The sequence below is a fragment of the Rhizobium sp. A37_96 genome, assembly GCF_053521765.1.
The window spans coordinates 86,160-110,454 of sequence record NZ_JBNWDS010000010.1 but is presented as its reverse complement, the minus strand read 5'-3'; the positions used below and the strand labels follow the sequence as shown (position 1 = coordinate 110,454).

Annotated in this window: 20 protein-coding genes; 13 read left to right on the top strand and 7 right to left on the bottom strand. The window is 61.7% G+C overall.

All coding sequences use genetic code 11. The features are described from left to right. Window positions 1–951, bottom strand: coding sequence for an ImuA family protein (locus tag ACQZ6J_RS22690; protein ID WP_449085700.1), 951 nt, complete (start codon window positions 949–951; stop codon window positions 1–3). A gap of 277 nt (window positions 952–1,228) precedes the next feature. On the opposite strand from ACQZ6J_RS22690, the gene ACQZ6J_RS22685 reads away from it, so the two are divergent. After that, complete coding sequence (locus tag ACQZ6J_RS22685; protein ID WP_163987331.1) at window positions 1,229–1,666, top strand: metallopeptidase family protein; 438 nt, start codon at window positions 1,229–1,231, stop codon at window positions 1,664–1,666. A 68-nt stretch (window positions 1,667–1,734) separates the two neighbouring features. Here ACQZ6J_RS22685 and ACQZ6J_RS22680 read toward each other — a convergent pair whose 3' ends face one another. Beyond that, a complete protein-coding gene (locus tag ACQZ6J_RS22680; protein ID WP_449085699.1) occupies window positions 1,735–1,941 on the bottom strand; it encodes a DUF1737 domain-containing protein in 207 nt (68 codons plus the stop codon). Window positions 1,942–1,962: 21 nt separating this feature from the next. Then, window positions 1,963–2,904: an HpcH/HpaI aldolase/citrate lyase family protein gene (locus ACQZ6J_RS22675; protein WP_449085698.1), complete on the bottom strand. Its 942-nt coding sequence runs from the start codon at window positions 2,902–2,904 to the stop codon at window positions 1,963–1,965. Between the two features lie 111 nt (window positions 2,905–3,015). Here ACQZ6J_RS22675 and ACQZ6J_RS22670 point away from each other — a divergent pair, with 111 nt between their 5' ends. The 10 genes from ACQZ6J_RS22670 to ACQZ6J_RS22625 all read left to right on the top strand — a co-directional run bounded on the left by ACQZ6J_RS22670 (window position 3,016) and on the right by ACQZ6J_RS22625 (window position 12,292). Next, window positions 3,016–3,252, top strand: coding sequence for a hypothetical protein (locus ACQZ6J_RS22670; protein WP_112795815.1), 237 nt, complete (start codon window positions 3,016–3,018; stop codon window positions 3,250–3,252). 194 nt (window positions 3,253–3,446) lie between these two features. Then, window positions 3,447–4,055 (top strand): 3-isopropylmalate dehydratase small subunit, encoded by a 609-nt coding sequence (leuD, locus tag ACQZ6J_RS22665; RefSeq protein ID WP_163987334.1) that lies wholly within the window; start codon window positions 3,447–3,449, stop codon window positions 4,053–4,055. Window positions 4,056–4,445: 390 nt separating this feature from the next. Next, the gene (locus ACQZ6J_RS22660) at window positions 4,446–5,264 is read left to right on the top strand and encodes a sugar phosphate isomerase/epimerase family protein (RefSeq protein WP_163987335.1); all 819 of its coding nucleotides are present in this window, start codon (window positions 4,446–4,448) and stop codon (window positions 5,262–5,264) included. Window positions 5,265–5,603: 339 nt separating this feature from the next. Then, complete coding sequence (gene leuB, locus ACQZ6J_RS22655; protein ID WP_449085697.1) at window positions 5,604–6,716, top strand: 3-isopropylmalate dehydrogenase; 1,113 nt, start codon at window positions 5,604–5,606, stop codon at window positions 6,714–6,716. 189 nt (window positions 6,717–6,905) lie between these two features. After that, a complete protein-coding gene (gene lpxE / locus ACQZ6J_RS22650) occupies window positions 6,906–7,655 on the top strand; it encodes a lipid A 1-phosphatase LpxE (protein WP_163987337.1) in 750 nt (249 codons plus the stop codon). Window positions 7,656–7,810: 155 nt separating this feature from the next. After that, window positions 7,811–8,065, top strand: a complete 255-nt coding sequence (locus tag ACQZ6J_RS22645) for an ArsR/SmtB family transcription factor (protein WP_163987338.1) — start codon at window positions 7,811–7,813, stop codon at window positions 8,063–8,065. A gap of 151 nt (window positions 8,066–8,216) precedes the next feature. Further along, window positions 8,217–8,966, top strand: coding sequence for an SDR family NAD(P)-dependent oxidoreductase (locus ACQZ6J_RS22640; protein ID WP_449085696.1), 750 nt, complete (start codon window positions 8,217–8,219; stop codon window positions 8,964–8,966). 298 nt (window positions 8,967–9,264) lie between these two features. Then, a complete protein-coding gene (locus tag ACQZ6J_RS22635) occupies window positions 9,265–9,774 on the top strand; it encodes a Dps family protein (protein ID WP_163987340.1) in 510 nt (169 codons plus the stop codon). A gap of 375 nt (window positions 9,775–10,149) precedes the next feature. Continuing rightward, window positions 10,150–11,184 (top strand): aspartate-semialdehyde dehydrogenase, encoded by a 1,035-nt coding sequence (locus ACQZ6J_RS22630; RefSeq protein WP_163987341.1) that lies wholly within the window; start codon window positions 10,150–10,152, stop codon window positions 11,182–11,184. A gap of 286 nt (window positions 11,185–11,470) precedes the next feature. Beyond that, the gene (locus tag ACQZ6J_RS22625; protein ID WP_449085695.1) at window positions 11,471–12,292 is read left to right on the top strand and encodes a lytic murein transglycosylase; all 822 of its coding nucleotides are present in this window, start codon (window positions 11,471–11,473) and stop codon (window positions 12,290–12,292) included. A gap of 160 nt (window positions 12,293–12,452) precedes the next feature. Here ACQZ6J_RS22625 and ACQZ6J_RS22620 read toward each other — a convergent pair whose 3' ends face one another. Further along, window positions 12,453–13,094 carry a carbonic anhydrase gene (locus tag ACQZ6J_RS22620; protein WP_163987343.1) on the bottom strand — a complete coding sequence of 214 codons (642 nt, stop codon included), beginning with the start codon at window positions 13,092–13,094 and terminating at the stop codon, window positions 12,453–12,455. Window positions 13,095–13,167: 73 nt separating this feature from the next. Then, window positions 13,168–14,040 carry a pyridoxal kinase PdxY gene (gene pdxY, locus ACQZ6J_RS22615; RefSeq protein ID WP_163987344.1) on the bottom strand — a complete coding sequence of 291 codons (873 nt, stop codon included), beginning with the start codon at window positions 14,038–14,040 and terminating at the stop codon, window positions 13,168–13,170. 284 nt (window positions 14,041–14,324) lie between these two features. Between pdxY and ACQZ6J_RS22610 the strand changes: the two genes are divergently transcribed. Next, window positions 14,325–19,115 (top strand): NAD-glutamate dehydrogenase, encoded by a 4,791-nt coding sequence (locus ACQZ6J_RS22610; RefSeq protein WP_449085694.1) that lies wholly within the window; start codon window positions 14,325–14,327, stop codon window positions 19,113–19,115. A gap of 51 nt (window positions 19,116–19,166) precedes the next feature. Continuing rightward, window positions 19,167–20,552, top strand: coding sequence for an MFS transporter (locus ACQZ6J_RS22605; protein ID WP_449085693.1), 1,386 nt, complete (start codon window positions 19,167–19,169; stop codon window positions 20,550–20,552). Between the two features lie 200 nt (window positions 20,553–20,752). On the opposite strand, the gene purH is transcribed toward ACQZ6J_RS22605, so the two are convergent. Both purH and ACQZ6J_RS22595 read right to left on the bottom strand, forming a co-directional pair. Further along, complete coding sequence (gene purH, locus ACQZ6J_RS22600) at window positions 20,753–22,369, bottom strand: bifunctional phosphoribosylaminoimidazolecarboxamide formyltransferase/IMP cyclohydrolase (RefSeq protein ID WP_449085692.1); 1,617 nt, start codon at window positions 22,367–22,369, stop codon at window positions 20,753–20,755. A gap of 173 nt (window positions 22,370–22,542) precedes the next feature. Further along, window positions 22,543–24,189 carry a heparinase II/III family protein gene (locus ACQZ6J_RS22595; protein WP_246725761.1) on the bottom strand — a complete coding sequence of 549 codons (1,647 nt, stop codon included), beginning with the start codon at window positions 24,187–24,189 and terminating at the stop codon, window positions 22,543–22,545. Between the last annotated feature and the right edge of the window lie 106 nt (window positions 24,190–24,295).

The following is a 24,295-nucleotide window of genomic DNA, read 5'->3' as shown; positions in this document are numbered from 1 at the left end:
TCAAGCCTGCCTGCCGAACGCCAGGACAGACCCCAGCGCTTGCGCGCGATCCGGTCGGTCGGCAGATGCGGGAAGGTCAGCGCCAGAATGCGCTGCGTGTTCGCCGGGAAAGGCAGGGCATTGAGTGTCGAGGATAGGGGCAAAGCGGCGGTCATGGGCATTCCACTCCAGGGTTATGGAAAGAGGCGCCGGGTTTCGGCTCTTTTCCAAGGTCAGACGAAAGGCCGGATGACCGATGCTGCCGCCAAGCACCGATCCATCCGGCAGGGGCCGCGCCTGTGCTGGCGCGGGTTCGACGGAAAAGCGGAAGAGGGCGCTGCTCGCTTCCTCCTCGCCTCCCTGCCGCAAGAGAAACAAGGGCCGCCCCGCCGCCTTGGCCCTGAGCGCCAGCCGCCGGCTTTCGGTCAGGCCGAAACGGGCCGGATTGCCGCGCACCTCCAGAATGACGACAGCAAAGGCAGCACTGCCAAGTGCGGCTTCCGCCACCCAGAGCGCGTCCTCCAGCTTGCGCGGCGACGCCTGCAGAAAGGCCGCCGGCTCCAGCCCGAAATCCCGGATGCCGATGGCATAGGGCAGGCCCGCCTCCATCGTGGCGACCGTATCGCCGATCCACAGGATCGGAGACGGGGCCGTATCCGTACCCGAAGCCTGCGCATGAAGCTGCGCGGCAAGCGCAAGGACAAAGCCGCTCGCCACCGCCGCATCGCGCAGGCCGAGCGAGCGGATTTCCGTGAGGGCGTCGAGAGGAATACCGCCCTGCATCGCCCCATCGAGATCCTCGACCCCGGTCGCAAGCAATGGCTGGGCAGCATCTACCGGCGCAGGCGCCTGCTTCTCCGCAAGCGCTTCACGCGCCGACGCGGCCAGTGCCGGTAGCGGCCTGCCTTCCAGTCGGGCAATGGTTTCACGCAGGGCAAAAAGCGTTTCCCGCGCCACGGCGGCCTCAGCCATGACGTTAGCTCCAGATCAATAATGTTCCTGTTATGTTCTTATGGATTCCAGAGGTCGGGAAAAGAGTCAACACCATTTTATGAGAAAATATTCCTGTGCCTGGAGTCGGGCGATTTTGAGCCCATGCGACCGGAAATCTGAATCCGCTCTAAAATCAAACGGGTAGAGCATGATCTCGTCCGAAAACCGCTCAAATACTTTTCGGCATCATGCTCTAATCCGCTCTCGTAAAAGCGGCGCAAAGTCTCTATATGACCAGCCAAGGAAGGAAGCATTCATGGCTCGCATTGACCAGAGCGAGGATTGGCGGGATCGCCACGCGCCCTCAATCAGCACATTCGAATCTCTGGCAATGGAGGCCTACAGCCACCTGCCGGATGAATTCCGCTCGCTCACCGGCAACCTCATCATCCTCATCGAGGATTTTCCCGATGACGACGTATTCGAGGATATGGCGCTGGAAACTCCCTTCGACCTGCTCGGCCTTTTCGAGGGCCGTGGCATATCGGAACGCTTCACCGCCCAGACCGGCGACATGCCGAACAAGATCCGCCTCTATCGCCGGCCGATCATCGATTACTGGGCTGAGAACGACGAAACCTTGGGCGACATCATCACCCATGTCCTGATCCACGAGATCGGCCACCATTTCGGCCTGAGCGACGAGGACATGGAGCGCATCGAGGAAAGCGCCGAGGAAGCGACGGATCGCTGACGGCATGCCCTGACCGCAAGACGGTCAGGGAGAGGCATAAAACCTTTTATAAGGCGATTAAGCCCAGCTTACTGCTCTGAAAGCTTCATATCCGGATCGTAATCCTTGCCGGCGACTTCCTTGACGACGGCCTGGCCGCACTGCATCTGACCGCTCGCAGCATTGAAGGCATAGGTCGGCGAGCCCGACAGCTCCCAGCCCTTGTTCAACGCAGCGGATACCTTGTGGCAGAAGGATGCGTCATCGGGTCCGGTGAGAAAGCGGTAGAGTTTCATCAAGACATCTTTCGTAACATATCAGCCTTCATCCTGAGCCTGTCGAAGGGCGATGGAGCGCTGCGCGATCAGGCGAGCTTTATGGACGAGTCTTTCCGCCTGGACAAGGTGCAGCCGCTCCACCATCCGCCCACCGATATTCACGACATTGAGAGCGGCGGCACCCGGTTCGGCGAAGGCGGCGATGATGGCTTCAGCCTCGGCAACGGCTGCCGCATCCGGACCGAAATGCCGGTTGGCAGCCTCGATCTGGCTCGGATGGATCAGCATCTTGCCGGCAAAGCCCATGCTGCGGCCCTGGCCGCATTCCGCTTCGAACGCCTCCGCATCCTTGAAATCGTTGAAAACGCTGTCGATGGCTTCGAGCCCATAGGCGCTGACAGCCAGTATCACCTGCATCAGCCAGGGCACGAGATAGGCGCGGCCCGGCTGCGGCAGTACCCCCGTTTCCTTTCTGAGGTCGTTGAGGCCGACGACGAGGCAATCGAGCCGGCTGCCAGACGTGCGCCCGGCCTCGGCGATCGAAGCCGCATTCAGGATACCGCGCGGCGTCTCGATCATCGCCCAGATGCGCAGGTTTTCCGGCGCATCGGCCTCGGCGAGCCTATCGCCGACGAGCATGACATCCTGCGGCTCGTCCACCTTGGGCAGAAGCACCGCATCCGGCTCCAGCGCCAGGACCAACGCCAGATCGTCGGCGCCGAAATTGGAGGAAAGCGCGTTGATGCGGATGATCCGCTCCTTGCCGGGAAGGGGCGAAGCGGCAAAGAAAGCCCGTAAATTCTCCCGCGCCTCGGCCTTCTTCTCCGGCGAAACGGAATCCTCGAGATCGAAGATGACGGCGTCGCAATCGAGGCTCGAAAGCTTGTCCAGCGCGCGTCGGTTGATAGCGGGAACGCTCAAGACCGAACGGCGCAGGCGGGCGGGGCGGGAAGGGGAGGTTTGGCTCGCAGATTGGCTCATTGTGCCGTTTTGCCGCGCTTTTAATCGCCAGGCAAGTCAACAAAAAGCCATGCTCCTCTTGCAGAGGGGAGGAGAGAGGACCACATTGCCATGAGTAGAGAGGTCTCGACCATGCAGAATATCCGTTCCCTGTTCATCGCGCTTGCCGGCATCACCGTATTTGCCGCCATGGCGTTGTTTACAGTTTCGATCACGCTTGCCGTCGGCGCTATCCTGACCGTGCTCATGGCAGCCCGCGCGATTTCGCTCCGCATGAAGCCGGCACCGGTGCATGCCAAGGCGAAGACGAACGGCCAGCGCGAAATGCGCATCTGGAACGACGGTCGCGGCACGATCATCGACCTCTGAGGTCGAACACAGGCAAGGGCAGCCTGTTGCCGGCTGCCGAACGCGTTTGCCCGAGGGCTGACATGTTCCGGAAGGCAGGCTGCGGCCAAAGCGCCGCGTTTTAGAGCATTTCCAAGATTCTCCTTCATTTCGGGCCGGATTTGCTCTATTGGCAGGATAATTCGTGCTTTAGACGAGAATGAAGGCAGGACCCCATGGACAAGTTCGTGAAGTTGACCGGTGTCGCGGCACCCCTCCCGGTCGTCAATGTCGACACCGACATGATTATCCCGAAGGATTATCTGAAGACCATCAAGCGCACAGGTCTCGGCAAAGGGCTCTTCGCGGAAGCCCGTTACAACGAAGACGGCACGCCGAACGAAGAGTTCGTGCTGAACAAGCCGGCCTATCAGAACGCCAAGATCCTTGTCGCCGGCGACAATTTCGGCTGCGGCTCCTCGCGCGAACACGCTCCCTGGGCGCTGCTCGACTTCGGCATCCGCTGCGTCATCTCGACCAGCTTCGCCGACATCTTCTACAACAACTGCTTCAAGAACGGCATCCTGCCGATCAAGGTCAGCCAGGAAGATCTCGACAAGCTGATGGACGATGCCTCGCGCGGCTCCAACGCCATCCTGTCGGTCGATCTGGAAAACCTCGAAATCACCGGCCCGGACGGCGGCTCGCTCAAGTTCGAACTCGACGAGTTCAAGCGCCATTGCCTGCTGAACGGCCTGGACGATATCGGCCTGACGCTGGAAAAATCCTCCGCGATCGACAACTTCGAAAAGTCGAACGCCGCGTCGCGTCCCTGGGCCGCCTGATCGGTCTTACCATTACCGCATGTTTCGAAGCCGGGCCCTGTGCCCGGCTTTTTCATGCAAACATAAGGACCTCCGCTTCCCGTTTTGACGGCAGGGCCGTCGCATATGGCGCCGATCGATGCGGCATATACCTTCTCCCCTCGGGGAGAAGGGGGTACGCGGCAGCGATCCCGTCTCATATGCGATGGCCCTCCTCGAAAAAGGGAGAGGGATTATTCCGCACCTGCCATGCTCAAGAACTGGGGAATGCAGATCCCGGAAAACAAATCAGGGACTATCTTTCCTGTCCGCTGTAATATGATCGACAAGAAGCAGGTCCATACAAGCCTGCCGAGGCCGTTGCGGCCTCTCCTCCCGCCCTGATTCCTCTCCACGCAATGGAGCCTCTCCATGACAACTCTTCCTATTGTCGGCGCCGCCATGACGCTTGACGACGTCGAAACCCATCGCAACTGGCTGCTCGAAAAGCCGCGCGATCTGGAGCTGCAGAGCTTCGTCGAAGCCGATGTTCTGAACGGCGACTGGGCTCCGCTTGCCGAGCGCGCCCGCAAGCTGCTCGACGGCCATCAGGGCCGCCTCGGCATTCACGGCCCGTTCTGGGGCTTCGTCATCGCCTCGCAGGACCCGGATGTCCGCGCCGTCGTCACCCGGCGCCTGCTGCAGGCGCTCGATGTCTGCGCCAATATCGGCGCCACGCAGATGGTCATCCATAGCCCCTATACGTCGTGGTCCTACAACAACCTCGACAACAACAAGGGCGAGCGCGAGAAGATCATCGAATATACGCATCTGACGCTGAAAGATGCCGTCAAGCGCGCCGAGGACATCGGGCTGACGATGGTCATCGAGAATATCGAGGACAAGGATCCCCATATCCGCGTCGGTCTCGCCGACAGCTTCAACTCGCCCGCCGTCGCCGTCTCCATCGACACCGGCCATGCCCATTACGCCCATGGCTACACCGGCGCTCCGCCGGTCGACTACTACGTCCACGCCGCCGGCAACCGCCTGCAGCATATCCACCTGCAGGACGCGGACGGCTATGCCGACCGCCACTGGAGCCTCGGCGAGGGCAACATCCACTGGCGCGCCGTCTTTGCCGCCCTTGCCAAGCTCGACAGCAATCCGCGCCTGATCATCGAGATCAAGGACAAGTCGAAGATCCCGGCATCGGCCGCCTATCTCGCCTCGCTGGGTCTCACCGAGTAAAATATAAGGCAAAGCAAACCACCCGCCCTCGTCCTTCGAGGCTCCGCCTTTGGCTGCGCGCCTCAGGATGAGGGCTAATCTCCTCATCAGCATTTCAGCTCATTTCACCCCTCGCCAAAGGATAAGCGCGTCGAAGGATGAATTTGCCGGGTTATGGCGCGGTACTGTCTCCGCCCTCATGGTGAGGTGCGAAGCCCGGAGGGCGTAGCCTCGAACCACGAGGGCGGGTAAGGCTCTCAAAAGCCCGAAAACCGTACCGTTTCGGCCGCTTCCTCGCTTGAAAAGCCGCATTTGCAGGTCTAAAAACCCCGCAACTTTTTCTTTCGCGGAGGCTTTCCCATGACAGTGCGCAATCTCTTCCTCCTGCCGGGCGACGGCATCGGCCCCGAGGCCATGGGCGAAGTTCGCAAGATCATCGCCTATATGAACGAGGCCAAGAATGCCGGCTTCGTCACGGATGAAGGCCTTGTCGGCGGCTGCGCCTATGATGCGCATGGCGCCGCCATCTCCGAGGCAGACATGGGCAAGGCGCTTGCGGCCGACGCCGTGCTCTTCGGCGCCGTCGGCGGCCCGAAGTGGGACAGCGTTCCCTATGAAGTGCGCCCGGAAGCCGGCCTGCTGCGCCTGCGCAAGGACCTCCAGCTGTTCGCCAACCTGCGCCCGGCCATCTGCTATCCGGCGCTGGCCTCGGCCTCCTCGCTGAAGCCGGAACTGGTCGACGGCCTCGATATCCTTATCATCCGTGAGCTCACCGGCGGCGTCTATTTCGGCGAGCCGAAGGAAATCATCGACCTCGGCAACGGCCAGAAGCGCGGCATCGACACCCAGGTTTACGACACCTACGAGATCGAGCGCATCGCCGGCGTCGCCTTCGAGCTGGCGCGCACCCGCAACAACCGCGTCTGCTCGATGGAAAAGCGCAACGTCATGAAGTCCGGCGTCCTCTGGAATCAGGTCGTCACCGCGACGCACAAGGAAAAATATTCCGACGTGCAGCTCGAGCACATGCTCGCCGATGCCGGCGGCATGCAGCTCGTGCGCCAGCCGAAGCAGTTCGACGTCATCGTCACCGACAACCTGTTCGGCGACATGCTGTCCGACGTCGCCGCCATGCTGACCGGTTCGCTCGGCATGCTGCCGTCCGCTTCGCTCGGCGCGCCCGACGCCAAGACCGGCAAGCGCAAGGCGCTCTACGAGCCGGTACATGGCTCGGCGCCCGATATCGCCGGCAAGGGCATCGCCAACCCGATCGCCATGATCGCCTCCTTCGCCATGTGCCTGCGCTACTCCTTCGGCCTGGTTGCCGAAGCCGACGCGCTGGAAAAGGCGATCGCCAACGTCCTCGACAGCGGCATCCGCACCGGCGACATCATGTCGGCCGGCAGCCGCCAGGTCGGCACCGCCGAAATGGGCGACGCCATCCTTGCCGAATTCAAGGCTCTGTCCGCGTAAGCCACCTGATATATTTCACGTGAAACACAAGACCCCGCCCTGCCACGCAGCGCGGGGTTTTTGTTGATTGCCGCGGGGATGCGCCGGGAAGCCTCGAAGAGACGGTCGACGGCAGATCGCCTTAAAAATACTGTTACAGGAGCCTGCTAGTCGTCCCCTTGATTGGAAATCGACAATGGGCGGTGGGTTATGCAGGCGATCTTGACGTCTCTCGACAGGCGTTGGCGGCGGAGCGATGCGACACTTGCGCCATGCCATTGGAAGATCTGCCTTTTCCTGACGGCCAACGTCGTTCTTCTCTCGGCCCTCCTGTTCGATTGGCCCGTCGGCGCAACCCTCAAGAGCCTCTCGCCATCCATCCGCTTCATCGGCGAAATGCTGACCGGCTTCGGCAATTCCGAGTGGATCATCGTCATCAGCGCCTTCCTCTTTTTCGAAGGATGGGCCGGCAGCAGGCTCCTCCATTCGCAACGCTGCCGCTGTCAGGCGCTGCGTATCTGCCAGATCGGCGGCTATCTTCTGACGACCGTCGTGTTTTCAGGTCTTCTCGCCAATGTTCTCAAGCGCGCCATCGGCCGCGCGCGGCCGACGCATTTTGCGGACTGGGGACCTTTCGGCTTTTCGCCCTTCAACGGCCGCGCCAGCTTCGAAAGCTTTCCGTCCGGGCACGCGACCACCATCGGCGCCCTGTTCGTGGCGCTTGCCTTCATGTTCCCCCGCTATCGCTATATCTTCGCGGCATGCGCCCTTTGGCTCGCCGTTACGCGCGTCATGGTCGGCGCCCACTATCCGAGCGACGTCATGGCCGGCCTGGCACTTGGCGGCTGGTTTTCCTTCATGACGGCGATCGTCTATTCCCGCTATGGCCTGCTCTTCCGCATCAATGCTGCCGGCTGGCCGACACCGAGATGGCCGCTGCTGAAAGTCAGCAAGCCTTGATCCAAGCTCATCTGCCGCGATCGCAAAGGTTGCCATCGACCTCGAGCATTCATATATCTCTGAGCGTAGGTTGATCGAAGGCGGTCAACCCGATTTCGTTTCCCTTTGCGATGAAAACCATGGATACCGAGCCGATACGTTTGAGCGAAAGGCAGATGGGACTGATCTCCCGGGCCCTTGCCGAGCCGCGACGCGTCCAGATCCTGAAGGAAATCGGCACGCGAACCGAGCCTCTGCCCTGCAGCACCCTGAACGAGTGCCACGCCGTCAGTGCCGCGACGATGTCACATCACATCAAGGAACTTGAGAACGCCGGGCTGATCGAGATCCAGCGCGAAGGCAAGTTCGCAAACCTCGTGCTGCGGCGCGATACGCTGAACGCCTATATGGCGGAACTTTCCAGGATCTGACGATTCCGCATGGCCTCGGCCTCTCCTCCTCTTGTATCAATTAGATGATTATCTAAATATCAAACTGACGTTGCGGATCGGTTTTCGGGTCGCATGCGCCAAATGATTTGATGATTGTAAAACTGTCGAACAATTTCCGAAGGAAAATGACATGAGCAAACTGGCAGGAAAGGTCGCGATCGTGACCGGAGCATCCAAGGGAATCGGTGCAGGGATAGCCAAGGCGATGGGCGAGGCGGGTGCTGCCGTCGTCATCAACTATGCCTCAAGCCGCGAAGGTGCCGACAGGGTCGTGGCGGAAATAACCGCCAAGGGCGGCAAGGCGCTCGCCGTCCACGGCGACGTTTCGAAATCCGAAGACGTCAGCCGCCTCTTCGCCGAAACCAAACAGGCATTCGGCCGCGTCGATATCCTCGTTAACAATGCCGGCGTCTATCAATTCGCGTCGATAGAGGAGTTCACCGAGGAAGAATTCCATCGTGAATTCAACATCAACGTCCTGGGTACGTTGCTGACCACACGGGAAGCCGTCAAGTATTTCGGCCCGGAGGGCGGCAATGTGATCAACATCGGCTCCAATGCCGTCAGCATGAACCTGCCGACCGCCTCGGTCTATACGGCAACCAAGGCTGCCGTGAGCTCCATCACCCAGATTCTCGCCAAGGAGCTCGGACCGCGCAATATCCGGGTCAACAACCTGGCGCCGGGCGGCGTCGAGACCGAGGGTGTCGTTGCGGCAGGCGTCATCGGCAGCGATTTTGAGAAGCATCTCGTCTCGCAGACACCGCTCGGCCGCCTCGGCCAGCCGACCGATATCGCCCCGATCGCCGTCTTCCTCGCGTCGCAGGAAGCCGCCTGGCTGACGGGTGAAACCATCTACGCCGGAGGCGGCCTCAAGTAACGTCTCGCCAGCAAAGCCGCCCTCCTGCAAAGAGGGCGGCTCATTCGGCGGCCGTGGCGTCAAGCCGGATCGATGCGTCGGCAAGCAATTGCCAAACCGCCACATTCTCCTATTTAGTAGATACGTTCGGGTTTTCCGCATAGCATCGCAGACGACATGCCCGCAAACGGCGCCCCTGCCGTGCAATTTCAAAATGCATCCTTTTTCAATGCGATCCCACGCAACAGCGAATGTCATCGAACTCCCTTCATTATCCGCCGGCGATCGCTGTCGTGAACAACAAACGGAGGACGTCTTTATGAACACCGCCAACACCAAATCGAAATTGGGGACTCGCACCAATCTCAGCGAGGAGGCGACACGCGATATTTCGGCAGCATTGAACGCGCTGCTGGCGGATGTCTTTGCTCTCTATCTCAAGACCAAGAATTTTCACTGGCACATGAGCGGGCCGCATTTCCGCGACTATCACCTGCTCCTCGACGATCAGGGCGACCAGATCTTCGCGATGACCGACCCCATGGCCGAGCGCGCCCGGAAGATCGGCGGAACGACGCTGCGGTCGATCGGCCAGATCGCCAAGCTCCAGCGCATTCCCGACAACGACGCCGAATATGTCGATCCCCAGGACATGCTTGCCGAACTGGCGGACGACAACCTCAAGCTCTCGGCCGAAATCCGCGCCGTGCATGACGTCTGCGACGAATATGGCGATATCGCCACCGCCAGCCTTCTCGAAAACTGGCTGGACGAGACCGAACGCCGCACCTGGTTCCTGTTCGAGATCACGCGCAAGACCAATCGCTGACATTCGAAACCGCGCGCCCTCGAACACGACAGGGTGAAGGCGGGTTCCAATGTTCCCGATTTCCTCGCTCCCGCAGCGATGCCGGCGAGGAAATCCTTGACTCCTGTGGAAAACGTCTTAGAACCGGCGACGGAAAAGGAAGACTTCCATGGCTCGCTTCGAACAATTCGATAGCCTCCGTAACTTGGCAGACCATGCCGGGCGGGATGTCTATTTTCCGGTTTCTTCCAAAACCAAGGCCAAAACGACGACGAAAACCGTCTGACGTCTCTGGCCTGCCGCTCTCTCCCCGGCTCGGTCGGGGACAGGAACCGGCCGTCATGGCCGCGGTTCCCCCCTCGCCAAAGAGGAGAGAAGAGAAAGAGAGCTTGAGAAATGGGTTTCAAAGTTGCAGTAGCGGGCGCGACCGGGAATGTCGGCCGCGAAATGCTCAATATCCTCGCCGAACGTGGCTTTCCGGCCGATGAGGTCGTAGCGCTTGCATCGGCCCGCTCGCAGGGAACCGAGGTTTCCTTCGGTGACCGGACGCTGAAGGTTTCCAACCTGGAAAACTACGATTTCTCCAACACCGACATCTGCCTGATGTCGGCCGGCGGTGAAGTCTCGAAGAAGTTCTCGCCGAAGATCGGCGCCCAGGGCTGCGTCGTCATCGACAACTCGTCCGCATGGCGCTACGACGCCGACGTGCCGCTGATCGTGCCGGAAGTCAACCCGGACGCCATCACGCAGTTCACCAAGCGCAACATCATCGCCAACCCGAATTGCTCGACCGCGCAGCTCGTCGTCGCGCTGAAGCCGCTGCACGACTTCGCCAAGATCAAGCGCGTCGTCGTTTCGACCTACCAGTCCGTTTCCGGCGCCGGCAAGGACGGCATGGACGAGCTGTTCAACCAGACCCGCGCCGTCTTCGTCGCCGATCCGATCGAATCGAAGAAGTTCACCAAGCGCATTGCCTTCAACGTCATTCCGCACATCGACAGCTTCATGGAAGACGGCTACACGAAGGAAGAGTGGAAGGTGCTGGCCGAAACCAAGAAGATGCTCGATCCGAAGATCAAGGTCACCTGCACGGCTGTCCGCGTCCCCGTCTTCATCGGTCATTCGGAATCGGTCAACATCGAATTCGAAAACGAGATCACGGCCGATCAGGCCCGCGACATTCTGCGCGAAGCACCCGGCTGCCTCGTGATCGACAAGCAGGAAAACGGCGGCTACATCACGCCTTACGAATCCGCCGGCGAGGATGCGACCTATATTTCGCGCATCCGCGAAGATGCAACTGTCGAAAACGGCCTCAACATCTGGGTCGTCTCCGACAACCTGCGCAAGGGTGCAGCGCTCAACGCCATCCAGATCGCCGAACTGCTCGTCAACCGTGGCCTGATCAAGCCGCGCAAGCAGGCTGCATAAGGGTTCGTAAACCAATTTACGGTTTATAAACCTTCATTAGCTATGCAGGATTGAATGGAAGCCTCGCCATTTCGAACGAAAGGCGGGGCTTTTGTGAATGTTTGGGCGCCGATGTTTCACATGAAACGAAAACATCGACTGCTAAAATGTGATGATGACAGGACTGTCGGATGCTGGCATGGTCCGGTAGCGACGAACCACGCGTGAATCCCTGGCTTGGAAGGGTTTATGCGCCATTGAAAACGGTTACCGCGTTCGCAACGCGGTAAGAATTCGGGGACACTGAATGCGCTTCACAAAGTCTGGAATGGCAGCTCTCGTGGCGGGCGGGTTGCTGCTGGGGATGCCGCTTGCGGCAAATGCCGCATCTTGCGGCAACACTTCCGCCGGCTTCGAGAACTGGGTGCAGGAATTCAAGCGGGAAGCGCAGGGACAGGGCGTCAGCCCCTCCGTCCTCGACAGGGCCTTCGCCAACGTTCACTACAACCAGCCGACCATCCGCGCCGACCGCGGCCAGAAGAGCTTCAAGCTTTCCTTCGAGGAATTCATGAAGAAGCGTGGCGGCCAGACCATCATCAGTCGCGGCCGGAGCATGAAGCAGGCCAATGGGGCGCTGTTTGCCAAGATTCAGAAGCGTTTCGGCGTTCCGCCAGGCCCGATCATCGCGATCTGGGGCATGGAAACGGGCTTTGGCAGCTACATGGGCGACCAACACACGCTTTCTGCGGTTTCGACCCTCGCTTATGACTGCCGCCGTTCCGCATTCTTCACCGAGCAGCTCTATTCCGCCCTCAAGCTCGTCGGCGAAGGCTATCTCAGCCCGTCGGCTCGCGGCGCCGCCCATGGCGAAATCGGCCAGACGCAATTCATGCCAAAGAACGTCGTCGCCTTCGGTATCGATGAAGATGGCGATGGCAGGGTCGATCTTGTGGGATCGCGCGCGGACGCGCTGGCATCGACGGCAAACTTCCTGCGTGGCCATGGCTGGCAGCCAGGCGCCGGCTATCAGCCGGGCGAGCCGAATTTCGCCGCCATCGCCGGCTGGAACGACGCAAAGGTCTATCAGCAGGCAATCGCCTATATTGGCCAGCAGATCGACGGCAAGTAATCTGGATAATAAACAAAAAAGGCGCTGCGACCGAAAGGTCTGCAGCGCCTTTTTGTTTGATCTGGTTTCCACCTGGAGCAACTCCAGGAAAAATGTGCAGCGGTTTTCCGTCCGGAATCGCTTAAAAAGAGCGGCTACGCGCTTCGAAAAAGCCGAAACGCTATACGTCCGGGCGGATGAAATCGCGCGTTGCCGGATCCATGATCCATAGCTCGCCGGTCGAAATATCGAACCATGCGCCATGCAGCTGCAACTTGCCTTCTCCCTCAAGCGCCTTGATTTCCGGGAAGCTGCGCAGATTGTTCAGCGAATTGCGGATCGATATGCGCTCCAGCGCCGTCTGACGCTCGACAGGCGTCATGATGTCATTGCTCTGGATCTGTTCGGCAGCCGGCTTCAGCAGGCCCATCCACCGACCGATGAAATCGCCCGGCGAGAGCGGCTCGGCATTGGGATCGAGCGCCGCGCGGATGCCGCCGCAACGGCCATGGCCCATGACCACGATGTCGGAGACCTTCAACGACTGCACCGCGAATTCCAGCGCCGCCGACGTCGCATGGAAATTGCCGTCCGGTTCGTAAGGCGGCACCATGTTGGCGACGTTGCGGATGACGAAGAGCTCTCCCGGGCCGGCATCGAAGATGATCTCCGGCGCCGCACGGGAGTCGCAACAGGCAATCACAAGGGTCGAGGGGCTCTGACCGCTCTCGGCCAGACTGCGATAACGTTCGCGCTCGTCCGCATAACGTCCGCTCATGAAGTTGCGATAACCGCTCAGAAGGGAGGTGGGAAAGCTGTCCATGCAGATTGAATTACAGCGCCTCGCTGCCGATGGCAACTATTGCACTGCAAAAAGCTCTGGGCGACCTCGACCGCTATCTCTTCCGCTCCGCCGGATGAACGAGGTGCCGCAGCTGCACCATCGCCATCGGTGTCGACAGACTTGACGAATCCGCAGCCAGCGTCAGCTCGTCGCTGCCGCGCTTGACCGCCCTTGCCAGCACCTCATAGACGCTGGCCGTCGTCAATTGCAGCGCCCGCTCCTCGTCCAAGCCGGACAGCAGCCGGGACAGGAACACGGCCGACAGCAGATCGCCAAGCCCATTTGGCGCATTTTCTATGCTGCGATGCTCGGCAAGCAACGCGTTTCGACCGCTGAGGTAGAGGTTTCCGATGCCGCCGGCCATCATCGGCACTGCCGAGGTCACCAACATGCGCGACGGCCCGAGGGCGAGTGCCGCTTCCATGATGGCATTGTTGTCCTCGAGCGGCGCCCCGGCCAGCCAGGCAAGCTCATAGCGGTTCGGCGTCGCCAGCGACGCCAGCGGGATGAGATGGTCGCGGATCGCTTCCGCCGTCGCTTCGGGCACATAGAGGCCGCCGGCATCGCCGATCACCGGATCGCAGGCATAGAGAAGGTCGGGGTTTTTCTCCCGCAAGGCCGTCACCAGCCGGGCGACCGAACGCGCCTGTGCGGCGTTGCCGAAATATCCCGACAGCACGGCCTTGACCTCGGAGAGCCATGGCGCGGCGATGAGATCGTCGATCGCGTGGTCGAAATCCGCCTCGTTGAAGGTCAGCCGCGTCGAGCGGCCGTGACCCGGATGCCATGGCAGAACGATGGTCGGCAGCGCCCAGACAGGATGGCCAAGCGTTTCCAGCGCGAAGACGGCAGCACGATTGCCGACCGACCCTCTGACGACATGGCTGGAGATAACGATAACGGCGCCGGCCGACACTTGCGACATGATGCTTTGCTTTCAAGTTCAGGGCTTCAAACTGCAATGTCGCCGTTGATGGTCCCTTTCGCGCCATTCTGTCAACGGCACTTCACAGAGTCATGAAAACCTCTGTTGACGAACTGATTCCGCCAATTCCATCCGCTTTTCGCCAGGATCGCGCATTCCGGCAAGTTTTTTAAGAAAACGAGGCAAAATCAGTCCGAAAGCAACCAAATTCGCATTCTTTTTGCCAGTTTTTTCGCTAAACCTTCTGCTACTGTGGTCAAAATTCGAAAATCGGGAGGAATTCCATGGCGCCCAAAACCAATCCGAAACGGGAAAAACAGATCGAAGCGGCACGCAAGATAGCCGCGGCGACGGGCGAGGCGCACCTCGATCCCGAAATCCTGTTCGGCCGGGCTAGCAACGACGATATGGAGCTTTACAGCCCGGAAATGCTGGCCCTTGCCGCGACGCACGCGGCCAAGGAACTGGCAGCCTGGGGCCGCACGTCTCCGCGCGTCAGCATCGAGCAGGTCGCCAACATCGAGCCTGATGGCGTTGCCGTCTCGATCCTTTCGATCACCGACCACAACATGCCCTTCCTGTACGAATCGGTCATGGGCGAGGTGACCAGCAGCTATCGCGACCTCTACATGGCCGTGCATCCGATCCTGGTCATCGAAGACGGCAAGCAGCCGAGCCTCTATTCCGCCGACCACCCGAGCGATCCTGCCCACCGTGTCAGTCATATCCAGCTTCATCTCTCGCCGTTGACGGCGGCGCAGGCGACGGATCTGGCCAAGCGGATACAGGCCGTGCTCGATCAGACGCATCTCACCGTTTCCGACTGGAAACCGATGCTGTCGCGCCTCGATACCGTCATTTCAGAGCTTTCCACCTACGAGGCCGCCGGCCGCCGCAAGAACGATCGCGACGAAGCGCTCGCCTTCCTTGCCTGGCTGCGCGACGGCAATTTCACCTTCCTCGGCATGCGCGAATACGTCTATTCCGGCAAGGGCGCCAACGCCAAGGTCGAGCGTGATCGCGGCACCGGCCTCGGTATCCTCTCCAATCCGGACGTCCGCGTGCTGCGCCAGGGCAGGGATGCCGTCACCACGACGCCGGAAATCCTCGCCTTCCTCGATGGCCCGGATTTCCTGATCGTCACCAAGGCCAACGTCAAGTCGATCGTCCATCGCCGCGCCTATATGGATTATGTCGGCGTCAAGCGCTTCGACACGGATGGCAACGTCACCGGCGAGCTGCGCATCGTCGGTCTCTTCACCTCCACCGCCTATACCAGTGCCGCCGCCGAGGTTCCGCTGCTGCGCTCGAAGGTGCAGAAGGTCAAGGATCATTTCGGCTTCGATCCGACCAGCCACTCCGGCCGTATGCTCGACAATACGCTGGAATCCTATCCCCGCGACGACCTCTTCCAGATCGACACCTCGCTGCTGGCAAGCTTTGCCGAACAGATCAACGATCTGACCGACCGGCCGCGCGTGCGCGCCCTGCCGCGCATCGACCATTTCGACCGCTTCGTCTCCGTCATCGTCTATGTCCCGCGCGAGGAATACGACTCCGTCGTCCGCGAGAAGATCGGCAACTACCTGAAGACCGTCTATGACGGCCGCGTCTCCGCCTATTATCCGGCCTTCCCGGAAGGCGGCGTTGCCCGCGTGCACTTCATCATCGGCCGCAGCGCCGACAAGACGCCAAATGTTCCCCAGGCCAAGCTGGAAGAGGCCATCCGCGCCATCACCGCCCGCTGGGACGAACGCTTCGTCACGCTGGCCGGCCCGAAGGCGCCAAGCATCTCCGTCAGCCAGGCTTTTCAGGAAGCCTTCTCGCCGGAAGACGCTTTCGCCGATCTCGCCGACATGACCGCGACCGCCGGGGCGGAACCGATCCGCATCGGCTTCTATGTCCGCAAGGACGAGGCAGGCGATATCCTTTCGCTGAAGATCTTCCATGGACAAGGCAATCTGGCGCTGTCGCGTCGCGTGCCGCTGCTCGAAAATCTCGGCTTCAACGTCATCAGCGAACGCACCTTCGATATCTATGTCACCGCCAGGGACGGCTCGACCGGCCATGTCGTGCTTCACGACATGGAGCTTGAGGCCCGCAACGGCCTGACGATCGATCTTGCCCGCCATGGCGCGGCACTGGAAGAAGCTTTCCTCGCCGCCTTCGGCGGCACGATCGACAACGACGCCTTCAACAGGCTGATCGTCTCTGCCGATCTCTCCGCCCGCGAAACCAACGTATTGCGCGCCTATTCCCGCTATCTGCGGCAGGCGGGCATTGCCTATTCGCAGGATTATATCTCGTCGACGCTGGACAAATATCCGCACATTGCCGGCTCGCTCTTCCGCCTGTTCCACGACACGCTCGATCCCAAGCTCAGCGACAAGAACCGCACGAAAAAGCTCTCCGAGCTGCATACCGCCATCGAAACCGAGCTCGCCGACGTTCCGAGCCTCGACGACGACCGCATTCTGCGCCGCTATGTCAACGCCATCGACGCGACGCTGCGCACCAACTACTTCCAGAAGAACGCCGACGGCACGCCGAAGGCGATGCTGGCCTTCAAGCTTGATCCGAAGCTTCTCGACGGCTTGCCCGAGCCGCGGCCCTTCCGCGAAATCTTCGTCTACGGCGTCGAAGTGGAAGGCGTGCACCTGCGCTTCGGCAAGGTGGCGCGCGGCGGCCTGCGCTGGTCCGACCGTGCCGAGGACTATCGCACCGAAGTGCTGGGCCTGGTAAAGGCGCAACAGGTCAAGAACGCCGTCATCGTGCCCGTCGGCGCCAAGGGCGGCTTCTATCCGAAGAAGCTCCCCGTCGGCGGCAGCCGCGACGAGATCTTCAATGCCGGCCGCGAGGCCTACAAGACCTATATCCGCACGCTGCTGTCGATCACCGACAACATCTCCGGCGCCGATATCATTCCGCCCGCCGATACCGTGCGGCTCGATGGCGACGACCCCTATTTCGTCGTCGCCGCCGACAAGGGCACGGCCACCTTCTCCGACACCGCCAACGCATTGGCGCAGGAAGCCGGCTTCTGGCTGGACGACGCTTTCGCCTCCGGCGGCTCGGCCGGCTACGACCACAAGAAGATGGGCATCACCGCCCGCGGCGCCTGGGAAACCGTGAAGCGCCACTTCCGCGAGATGGACATCGACATCCAGACGACGCCCTTCAGCGTCGTCGGCGTCGGCGACATGTCGGGCGACGTCTTCGGCAACGGCATGCTGCTGTCGCCCAAGATTCGCCTCGTGGCTGCCTTCGACCACCGCGACATCGTCATCGATCCCGATCCGAACATGGAAAAGACGCTTGCCGAACGCCAGCGCCTGTTCGACCTGCCTCGCTCAAGCTGGCAGGATTTCAACAAATCCGTTCTGTCGAAAGGCGCGATGGTCATTTCCCGCTCGGCAAAGTCGGTCACGCTGACGCCGGAAGCGGTTGCCGCCATCGGCATCGACAAATCGGTCGCCACGCCCTTCGAGATCATGACGGCGATCCTCAGGGCGCCGGTGGACTTGCTGTGGTTCGGCGGCATCGGCACCTATGTCAAGGCACCGGCCGAAACGGATTCGGAGGTCGGCGACCGCGCCAACGATCCGATCCGCATTTCGGCTGAGGAGGTTCGCGCCAAGGTGATCGGCGAGGGCGCCAATCTCGGCGTCACCCAGAAGGGCCGCATCGCCTATGGCCTCAAGGGCGGGCGCTGCAACTCCGACGCCATCGACAACTCCGCCGGCGTCAACACCTCGGACGTCGAAGTCAACATCAAGATCGCGCTTGCCAACGCCATGCATGACGATCGCCTGACGCGCGCCAAGCGCGACACGCTGCTTGCCTCCATGACCGACGAAGTCGCAGTCCTCGTATTGCGCAACAACTACCTGCAATCCCTGGCGATCTCGCTGACGGAGCGCAAGGGCACCGGCAACGGCCTGGAACTCAGCCGCTTCATGAGCGTGCTGGAAGCGGCCAAGCAGCTCAACCGCAAGGTTGAAACCCTGCCTGACGACCAGACCTTCGCCGAGCGTTACGCCAACGGCCGCCCGCTCACCCGCGCCGAAATCGGCATACTGCTCTCCTATGCCAAGATCGTCCTCTTCGACGCGCTTGTCGCGAGCGACCTGCCTGACGATCCCTACTTCGCTGCCACGCTCAGCCGCTATTTCCCGGCCAAGATGCAGCGCTCGAACGCCGTCGATATCGAAACCCATCGGCTGCGCCGCGAGATCATCGGCACGGCGCTTGCCAATGAAGCGATCAACCGTGGCGGCCCCGGATTTGCGGTCAGCATGATGGACGCGACGGCCGCATCGGCTGCCGAAGTGGTCAAGGCGGCCGTGATCGCCCGCGACGGCTTCGATCTCGACCGGCTCTGGAACGAAACCGACGCGCTGGATGGCAAGGTCGGCGGCCAGATGCAGAACCGCGTCTACGGCGAGATTACCGAAGTCTATACCGTACTGACGCGGCTCCTGTTGAAGACGGGCGCGGTCAAAGGTGGCATCGAGGAAACCGTTAGCCGGCTTCGCGCGGCCCTCAAGAAGCTGCGGCCTGTCTTCCTCAGCCATATCCCGGCCGATTTCGCAGCCGAGATCGCCGTCCGCGAGACGGAATACCAGGCCGCCGGCCTGCCGGAAAAACTGGCTTCGGAGATCGCCACCATCTACGCGCTCGTCCTCGTGCCGGAGATCATGCAGATCGCCGAACGCACCGGCGATACGCTGAACCGGGCGGCGGAAAGCTACTTCACTGTCTCGCAGACCTTCCGCGTCGGCCGCCTGCTGCTGGCCGGCAGCAGGATCGTCACCGGCGACCACTACGAGAGCCTCGCCCTGGCGCGCAGCCTCGACCAGATCGCCGGCGCGCGCCGCGATATCGTCATCTCCGCGCTGTCCAACCACCCGAAGGACAAACAGCCGGTTCAGGCGTGGCATGCGGAGGACCGCATCCGCATCAATCGCATCGCCGAGGAGCTTGGCGGCCTCAGTGAAAGCGGCGATCCGAATCTCGCCCGCATCACCGTCGCCGCAGGCCTGCTCAGCGATCTTGCGAACGGCCGGGCAAGGTGACACAGTCCGCCCCGACCCGGCAAAGGCCAGGGGAATCAGGGGCTGGATCTGGTGGTGACTGACATTGACAATGACGTGCCGGCCAAAGTGCCGGCACGAGGCATCTGGGGCTGGATGTTCTTCGATTGGGCGGCGCAACCGTTCTTCACCGTCGTCACCACCTTCATTTTCGGCCCCTATTTCGTCGCACGGCTGACGGCAGATCCCGTCTCCGCCCAGACGACCTGGAGCAACATGGCGACGATCTCCTCGGTGATCATCGCCATCCTCTCCCCGGTGCTAGGCTCGATCGCCGATCAATCCGGCGCCCGCAAGCCATGGATCGCCTTCTTCGCCGTTATCAAGATCGCCAGCCTCTTCTGCCTCTGGGGCGCGGCACCGGGATCGCCGGTCATCTATCCGGTGATCTTCATGATCCTCGCGTCGATCTCCGCAGAGTTCTCCATTGTCTTCAACGATTCGATGATGCCGAGACTGGTGGGCAAGGACGATGTCGGCAGGCTGTCGAACACCGCCTGGGGACTCGGCTATCTCGGCGGGATGATCGTCCTCATCACCGTCGTGGCGCTGCTCGCCGGCAATCCGCAGACCGGCAGGACCATCCTCGGCCTGACGCCGCTCTTCGGCCTCGACGCGGCGCTCGGCGAGGATGCGCGCATCACCGGGCCGATTTCCGCCGTCTGGTACTTCCTCTTCATTCTGCCGATGTTCCTCTTCACGCCAGATGCCGCGCGCGGCCTGCCGCTGCGCGCCGCAGTTCGCTCCGGCCTGCGTGAACTCTCGTCGACCCTTCGAGAGCTGAAGCGCCGGCGTGGTATCAGCTTCTTCCTCATCGCCCGCATGATCTATCAGGATGGCGTCAACGGACTGCTGATCCTTGGCGGCACCTTCGCAGCCGGCATGTTCGGCTGGGCGACGATCGAGATCGGCATTTATGGCATCATCCTCAACGTCATCGCCATTTTCGGCTGCTTTGCCGCCGGCTATGTCGACCGCTGGCTAGGCTCGAAAACGACTGTCGTCATCAGCCTGACACTGCTGCTGGTTGCCACTTTCGGTATTATCTCCACAGGCCCCGGCTTCACGCTCTTCGGCCTGGTTCCGCTCTCGACGGTCAGTTCCGGTGGCCTGTTCGGCACGGCGGCGGAAAAAGCCTATATCGGCTATGGCCTGCTGATCGGCATCGCTTTCGGGCCGGTGCAGGCTTCCTCGCGCTCCTATCTCGCCCGCAGCGTCAGCCTCTCGGAAGCGGGACGCTACTTCGGCATCTATGCACTGTCAGGCCGCGCCACCAGTTTCATGGCGACGCTGTTCTTCTCGCTGGTGACTTATTGGAGCGGCTCGGCCCGCCTCGGCATGGCGACGCTCGTCATCTTTCTGGCCGGCGGCCTGCTGCTTCTGCTGCCCACACCCTATCCGGCCGACAAGACGAGGTAGGGATATCTCCTTATCTTCGTAGGGATATGCTCATCTCCTTCTCCCCAGCGGGGAGAAGGTGCCCAAAGGGCGGATGAGGGGCGCGCGCCGCGCATTCGGACCAACCTATCTCGTTGCGAACGATATGCAGACTCCCGGTAATGCCCCCTCACCCGGCGCTGTTGCGCCACCCTCTCCCCGATGGGGCGAGGGCAAAGTCATCAATGGCGGAAGTGGCGAATGCCGGTGAAGACCATCGCGACATCGTGCTCGTTCGCGGCGTCGATGACTTCCTGGTCGCGCATGGAGCCGCCCGGCTGGATGACGGCAGTGGCGCCGGCGGCGATCGCCGACAGCAGGCCGTCGGCAAACGGCAGGAAGGCTTCGGAGGCAACGGCTGAACCCCGCGTCAGCGGCTCGGCAAGCCCCATGGCCTTGGCGGCTTCCTCGGCCTTGATGGCAGCGATGCGGGCAGAATCGACGCGGCTCATCTGGCCCGCGCCGATGCCAGCCGTCTGGCCATCCTTGGCGTAGACGACGGCGTTCGACTTCACATGCTTGGCGACGCGGAAGGCGAACTTCATGTCCTCCAGCTCCTGTGCCGTCGGCGCGCGCTTGGTGACGACCTTGAGCTCCATGTCTTCGACCAGTGCGTTGTCGCGGTTCTGCACCAGCAGGCCGCCGGAGACGGTCTTCGCGGTCAGGCCGGGCGCGCGCGGATCGGGCAGGGCGCCGACCGAGAGCAGGCGGAGGTTCGGCTTGCGGGCGATGATCGCCTTGGCTTCCTCGCTGACCTCGGGCGCGATGATGACCTCGGTGAAGAGCTTGACGATCTCCTCGGCCGTTGCAGCATCGAGCAGGCTGTTCAGCGCGATGATGCCGCCGAAGGCCGAGGTGGAATCGCAGGCAAGAGCCCGCTTGTAGGCCTCTACGAGGCTCGGGCCGGTGGCAACGCCACAGGGATTGGCGTGCTTGATGATCGCGCAGGCCGGCCCCTTTTCCGGCAGGAACTCGGCAACGAGCTCATAGGCCGCGTCGGTGTCGTTGATGTTGTTGTAGGAAAGCTGCTTGCCCTGCAGCAGCGTCGCCGTGGAAACGCCGGGGCGGTTTTCGCCTGTCACGTAGAAGGCGGCCTTCTGGTGCGGGTTTTCGCCGTAGCGCATTTCCTCGCGCAAAACCCCGCCGATGACGCGGTGGCGCGGCGTGGCGATATCGAGCGCCTCGGCAAACCAGTTGGAGATCATCGCGTCATAGGCGGCGGTGCGGGCGAAAGCCTTGGCGGCCATGCGCTGACGGAAAGCATAGGCCGTCTGGCCGGCATCGGCGGAAAGCTGCTCCAGCAGTTCCGGATAGTCGGCGGGATCGGTCAGGATCGACACATAGGCGTGGTTCTTCGCCGAAGCGCGGATCATCGCCGGGCCGCCGATGTCGATGTTTTCCACCGTCGTCGGATAATCGCCGCCTGCCTTGCGGACGTCCTCGAAGGGATAGAGATTGATGACGACGAGATCGATGCCCTCGATGCCGTGCTCCTTCATCGCAGCCTGGTGCTCGGCATCGTCACGGATGGCGAGCAGGCCGCCATGCACCTTCGGATGCAGCGTCTTGACGCGACCGTCCATGATCTCCGGAAAATTCGTCACCTCCGACACGTCGGTCACGGCAAGGCCGGCCGCGGCGATCGTCTTGTGCGTGCCGCCGGTCGACAGGAGGCGCACACCCTGCGCGCTGAGGGCGCGTGCCAGCTCGACGATGCCGGTCTTGTCGGAAACGGACAGAAGCGCGGTCTTCACCTTCACTTTGTCAGGAGCAGGGATTTTCTTGGAAACGACGGCCATGGGCTTTCTCCGATCTAGAGCAATTCCAGGACCGGTATACGGCGGTTTTCCGTCCGGAATTGCGCGATAACAAAAAACAGAGCGCACCCGCTCTGGCATGAGGAGACGAGATGTCCGGCGGAAATGGCGCGGGACGATAATGCCGCCCCGTTAGCATAGCTGACGCGCTTAGCCTATGGCCGATAGGATAAAAACCAGCGGATTTCCGGCTTTTCGGTGATCCGGAAAACGATCTCGAGCTGATCGGAAGAGCGCATGCCCGAGGGATCGGCAAAGAATATATCTTCCGCCACCAGCACCTCGTTGCCCGGCGAGGAGAACACCCAGGTCTCCCCATCCGGCGCGATCAGCAGCGCGGCGTCCGTCTCGGTCTGCAGCAGGCTGATGGAGGGGTGGATGTGAAAGCGCGCGGAGGCGACGCCTTCGCCTCTGGGCGGCTGCTTCCTGCCTTCCGGTACCAAAAACCGGTCGCGGCCGGCGACGATCGTACCGCTGGCGTTGAGACTCAGCTCGCGCTCATGGACATAGCCGAAGGCAGGGAGATAGCCGTCATGGGCCGCGCGGACATAGTCCCGGCCGTCCTCGGTCTCGGCACGCTCCACGATGATCTTCTTCACCCCGCCGACCATGATCGGCCCCAGCGATTTCGCCTTGGAAAACTGACAGGACGACGTGTCGTTGAGCGTAACGGTCGAATGCGCCGCGGTCGCCCGCGCGGCCTGTATGAAGCGGTCGCCCGCGAACTCGGGCGAGCCGGAATTGATGATGAAGCGCGTTTTGCCCGACGACATCTCGAAGGAGAGGCAGCCGGCATGCGCCGTGCGGCTGAGATCGGTGGACGCGGCAGCCCCGACATCCATGATGACGACGGCCTGGCCGGCCGCCAGCCGGTGATATCGGGTGTGCGGCAGCGCCTTGAATGCCTGCCCCGCAGTCTCGTCATAGCGCAGCACCGACATCAGCTCGTTGGCAAGCGTCGACGTCGCGCCATTGAACAGCGCCAGATCGCCGTCCTGATGGCGGAAGAAGCGCAGCGCCGGATACATGCGGTCGATGCCGGGAATGAGCCGCACCGGCACGTCATGGCCGAGATTGACGTAGGTCTGGCGCAGCGGCAGCAGGTCGAGCAGCAGCTCCAGCGATGCGCGCGGATTGCGGGAGATATGGCCGCCATCCTGCAGGATCTGCCGGTCGATCTCGCGGTCGAGCGCCTGGCCGGCCCGCTTCAGCGTCAACGCGCTGCTCGGCATGGCGACCGACGACATGGCAAGCGCGATGCGCACGCGAAAACGGGTGATGCCGTCGGGTGCCGATGCCGCCATCCGCCGCAGAAAACGCACATGGAAGACGAGCATCCGCATGAAGCGGCGATAGAATCCGCTGTCCGTGCCATGCAGGAGCACCGGCGAATGCGACAGCAGCGCGATCAGCCGTTGCGCCGCTATGTCAGGCGACCAGGCGAGACCGTGCAGCCGGCGGCCGTGAACCGCAATCCAGTCGGTGAGGATCGCGCGCGCCATGGCCGAAGCCTGGTCGCTCTTTTCCGCCCGCAAATGCCGCAGCCAGCGAAAGTTATGCAGCTTGGCGGCAAAGGCCAGCGACGGCAATTCCAGCGAAAAGGGCGATGCCCCCTGCGTTTCCAGAACACGTCCGGCAAGCAGGATGCGCCCGTTCAGAAGCTCTTCGACGAAAAAGGGATCGACGCTGCGCAGATCGGTCGGCGCCACGATCAGGCGTTCCGGCACACGCAACGTGTGGCGGGTGAGACGCAATCGCGTCAACGCCGCGCGGCGCGACATCCGCCGCCATGCTTCCCGCATGTATGAACTCACTAAACCCTGCCGCAGATCTGCATATTTGCTTCTGCTTACTCTCATTATCCGTGGTTAAAAAGAGGTTACAAATATACCAATTAAGGACATGTTT

Bases quoted from the DNA above. Each gene is read 5' to 3' on its own strand.
- ACQZ6J_RS22625 (WP_449085695.1), top strand. From the start codon at position 11,471: ATGCGCTTCACAAAGTCTGGAATGGCAGCTCTCGTGGCGGGCGGGTTG.
- purH (WP_449085692.1), bottom strand. From the start codon at position 22,369: ATGGCCGTCGTTTCCAAGAAAATCCCTGCTCCTGACAAAGTGAAGGTG.
- ACQZ6J_RS22685 (WP_163987331.1), top strand. From the start codon at position 1,229: ATGGCTCGCATTGACCAGAGCGAGGATTGGCGGGATCGCCACGCGCCC.
- pdxY (WP_163987344.1), bottom strand. From the start codon at position 14,040: ATGTCGCAAGTGTCGGCCGGCGCCGTTATCGTTATCTCCAGCCATGTC.
- leuB (WP_449085697.1), top strand. From the start codon at position 5,604: ATGACAGTGCGCAATCTCTTCCTCCTGCCGGGCGACGGCATCGGCCCC.
- ACQZ6J_RS22640 (WP_449085696.1), top strand. From the start codon at position 8,217: ATGAGCAAACTGGCAGGAAAGGTCGCGATCGTGACCGGAGCATCCAAG.
- ACQZ6J_RS22675 (WP_449085698.1), bottom strand. From the start codon at position 2,904: ATGAGCCAATCTGCGAGCCAAACCTCCCCTTCCCGCCCCGCCCGCCTG.
- ACQZ6J_RS22660 (WP_163987335.1), top strand. From the start codon at position 4,446: ATGACAACTCTTCCTATTGTCGGCGCCGCCATGACGCTTGACGACGTC.
- ACQZ6J_RS22670 (WP_112795815.1), top strand. From the start codon at position 3,016: ATGCAGAATATCCGTTCCCTGTTCATCGCGCTTGCCGGCATCACCGTA.
- ACQZ6J_RS22610 (WP_449085694.1), top strand. From the start codon at position 14,325: ATGGCGCCCAAAACCAATCCGAAACGGGAAAAACAGATCGAAGCGGCA.
- lpxE (WP_163987337.1), top strand. From the start codon at position 6,906: ATGCAGGCGATCTTGACGTCTCTCGACAGGCGTTGGCGGCGGAGCGAT.
- ACQZ6J_RS22595 (WP_246725761.1), bottom strand. From the start codon at position 24,189: ATGCGGGAAGCATGGCGGCGGATGTCGCGCCGCGCGGCGTTGACGCGA.
- leuD (WP_163987334.1), top strand. From the start codon at position 3,447: ATGGACAAGTTCGTGAAGTTGACCGGTGTCGCGGCACCCCTCCCGGTC.
- ACQZ6J_RS22680 (WP_449085699.1), bottom strand. From the start codon at position 1,941: ATGAAACTCTACCGCTTTCTCACCGGACCCGATGACGCATCCTTCTGC.
- ACQZ6J_RS22620 (WP_163987343.1), bottom strand. From the start codon at position 13,094: ATGGACAGCTTTCCCACCTCCCTTCTGAGCGGTTATCGCAACTTCATG.
- ACQZ6J_RS22630 (WP_163987341.1), top strand. From the start codon at position 10,150: ATGGGTTTCAAAGTTGCAGTAGCGGGCGCGACCGGGAATGTCGGCCGC.
- ACQZ6J_RS22690 (WP_449085700.1), bottom strand. From the start codon at position 951: ATGGCTGAGGCCGCCGTGGCGCGGGAAACGCTTTTTGCCCTGCGTGAA.
- ACQZ6J_RS22645 (WP_163987338.1), top strand. From the start codon at position 7,811: ATGGGACTGATCTCCCGGGCCCTTGCCGAGCCGCGACGCGTCCAGATC.
- ACQZ6J_RS22635 (WP_163987340.1), top strand. From the start codon at position 9,265: ATGAACACCGCCAACACCAAATCGAAATTGGGGACTCGCACCAATCTC.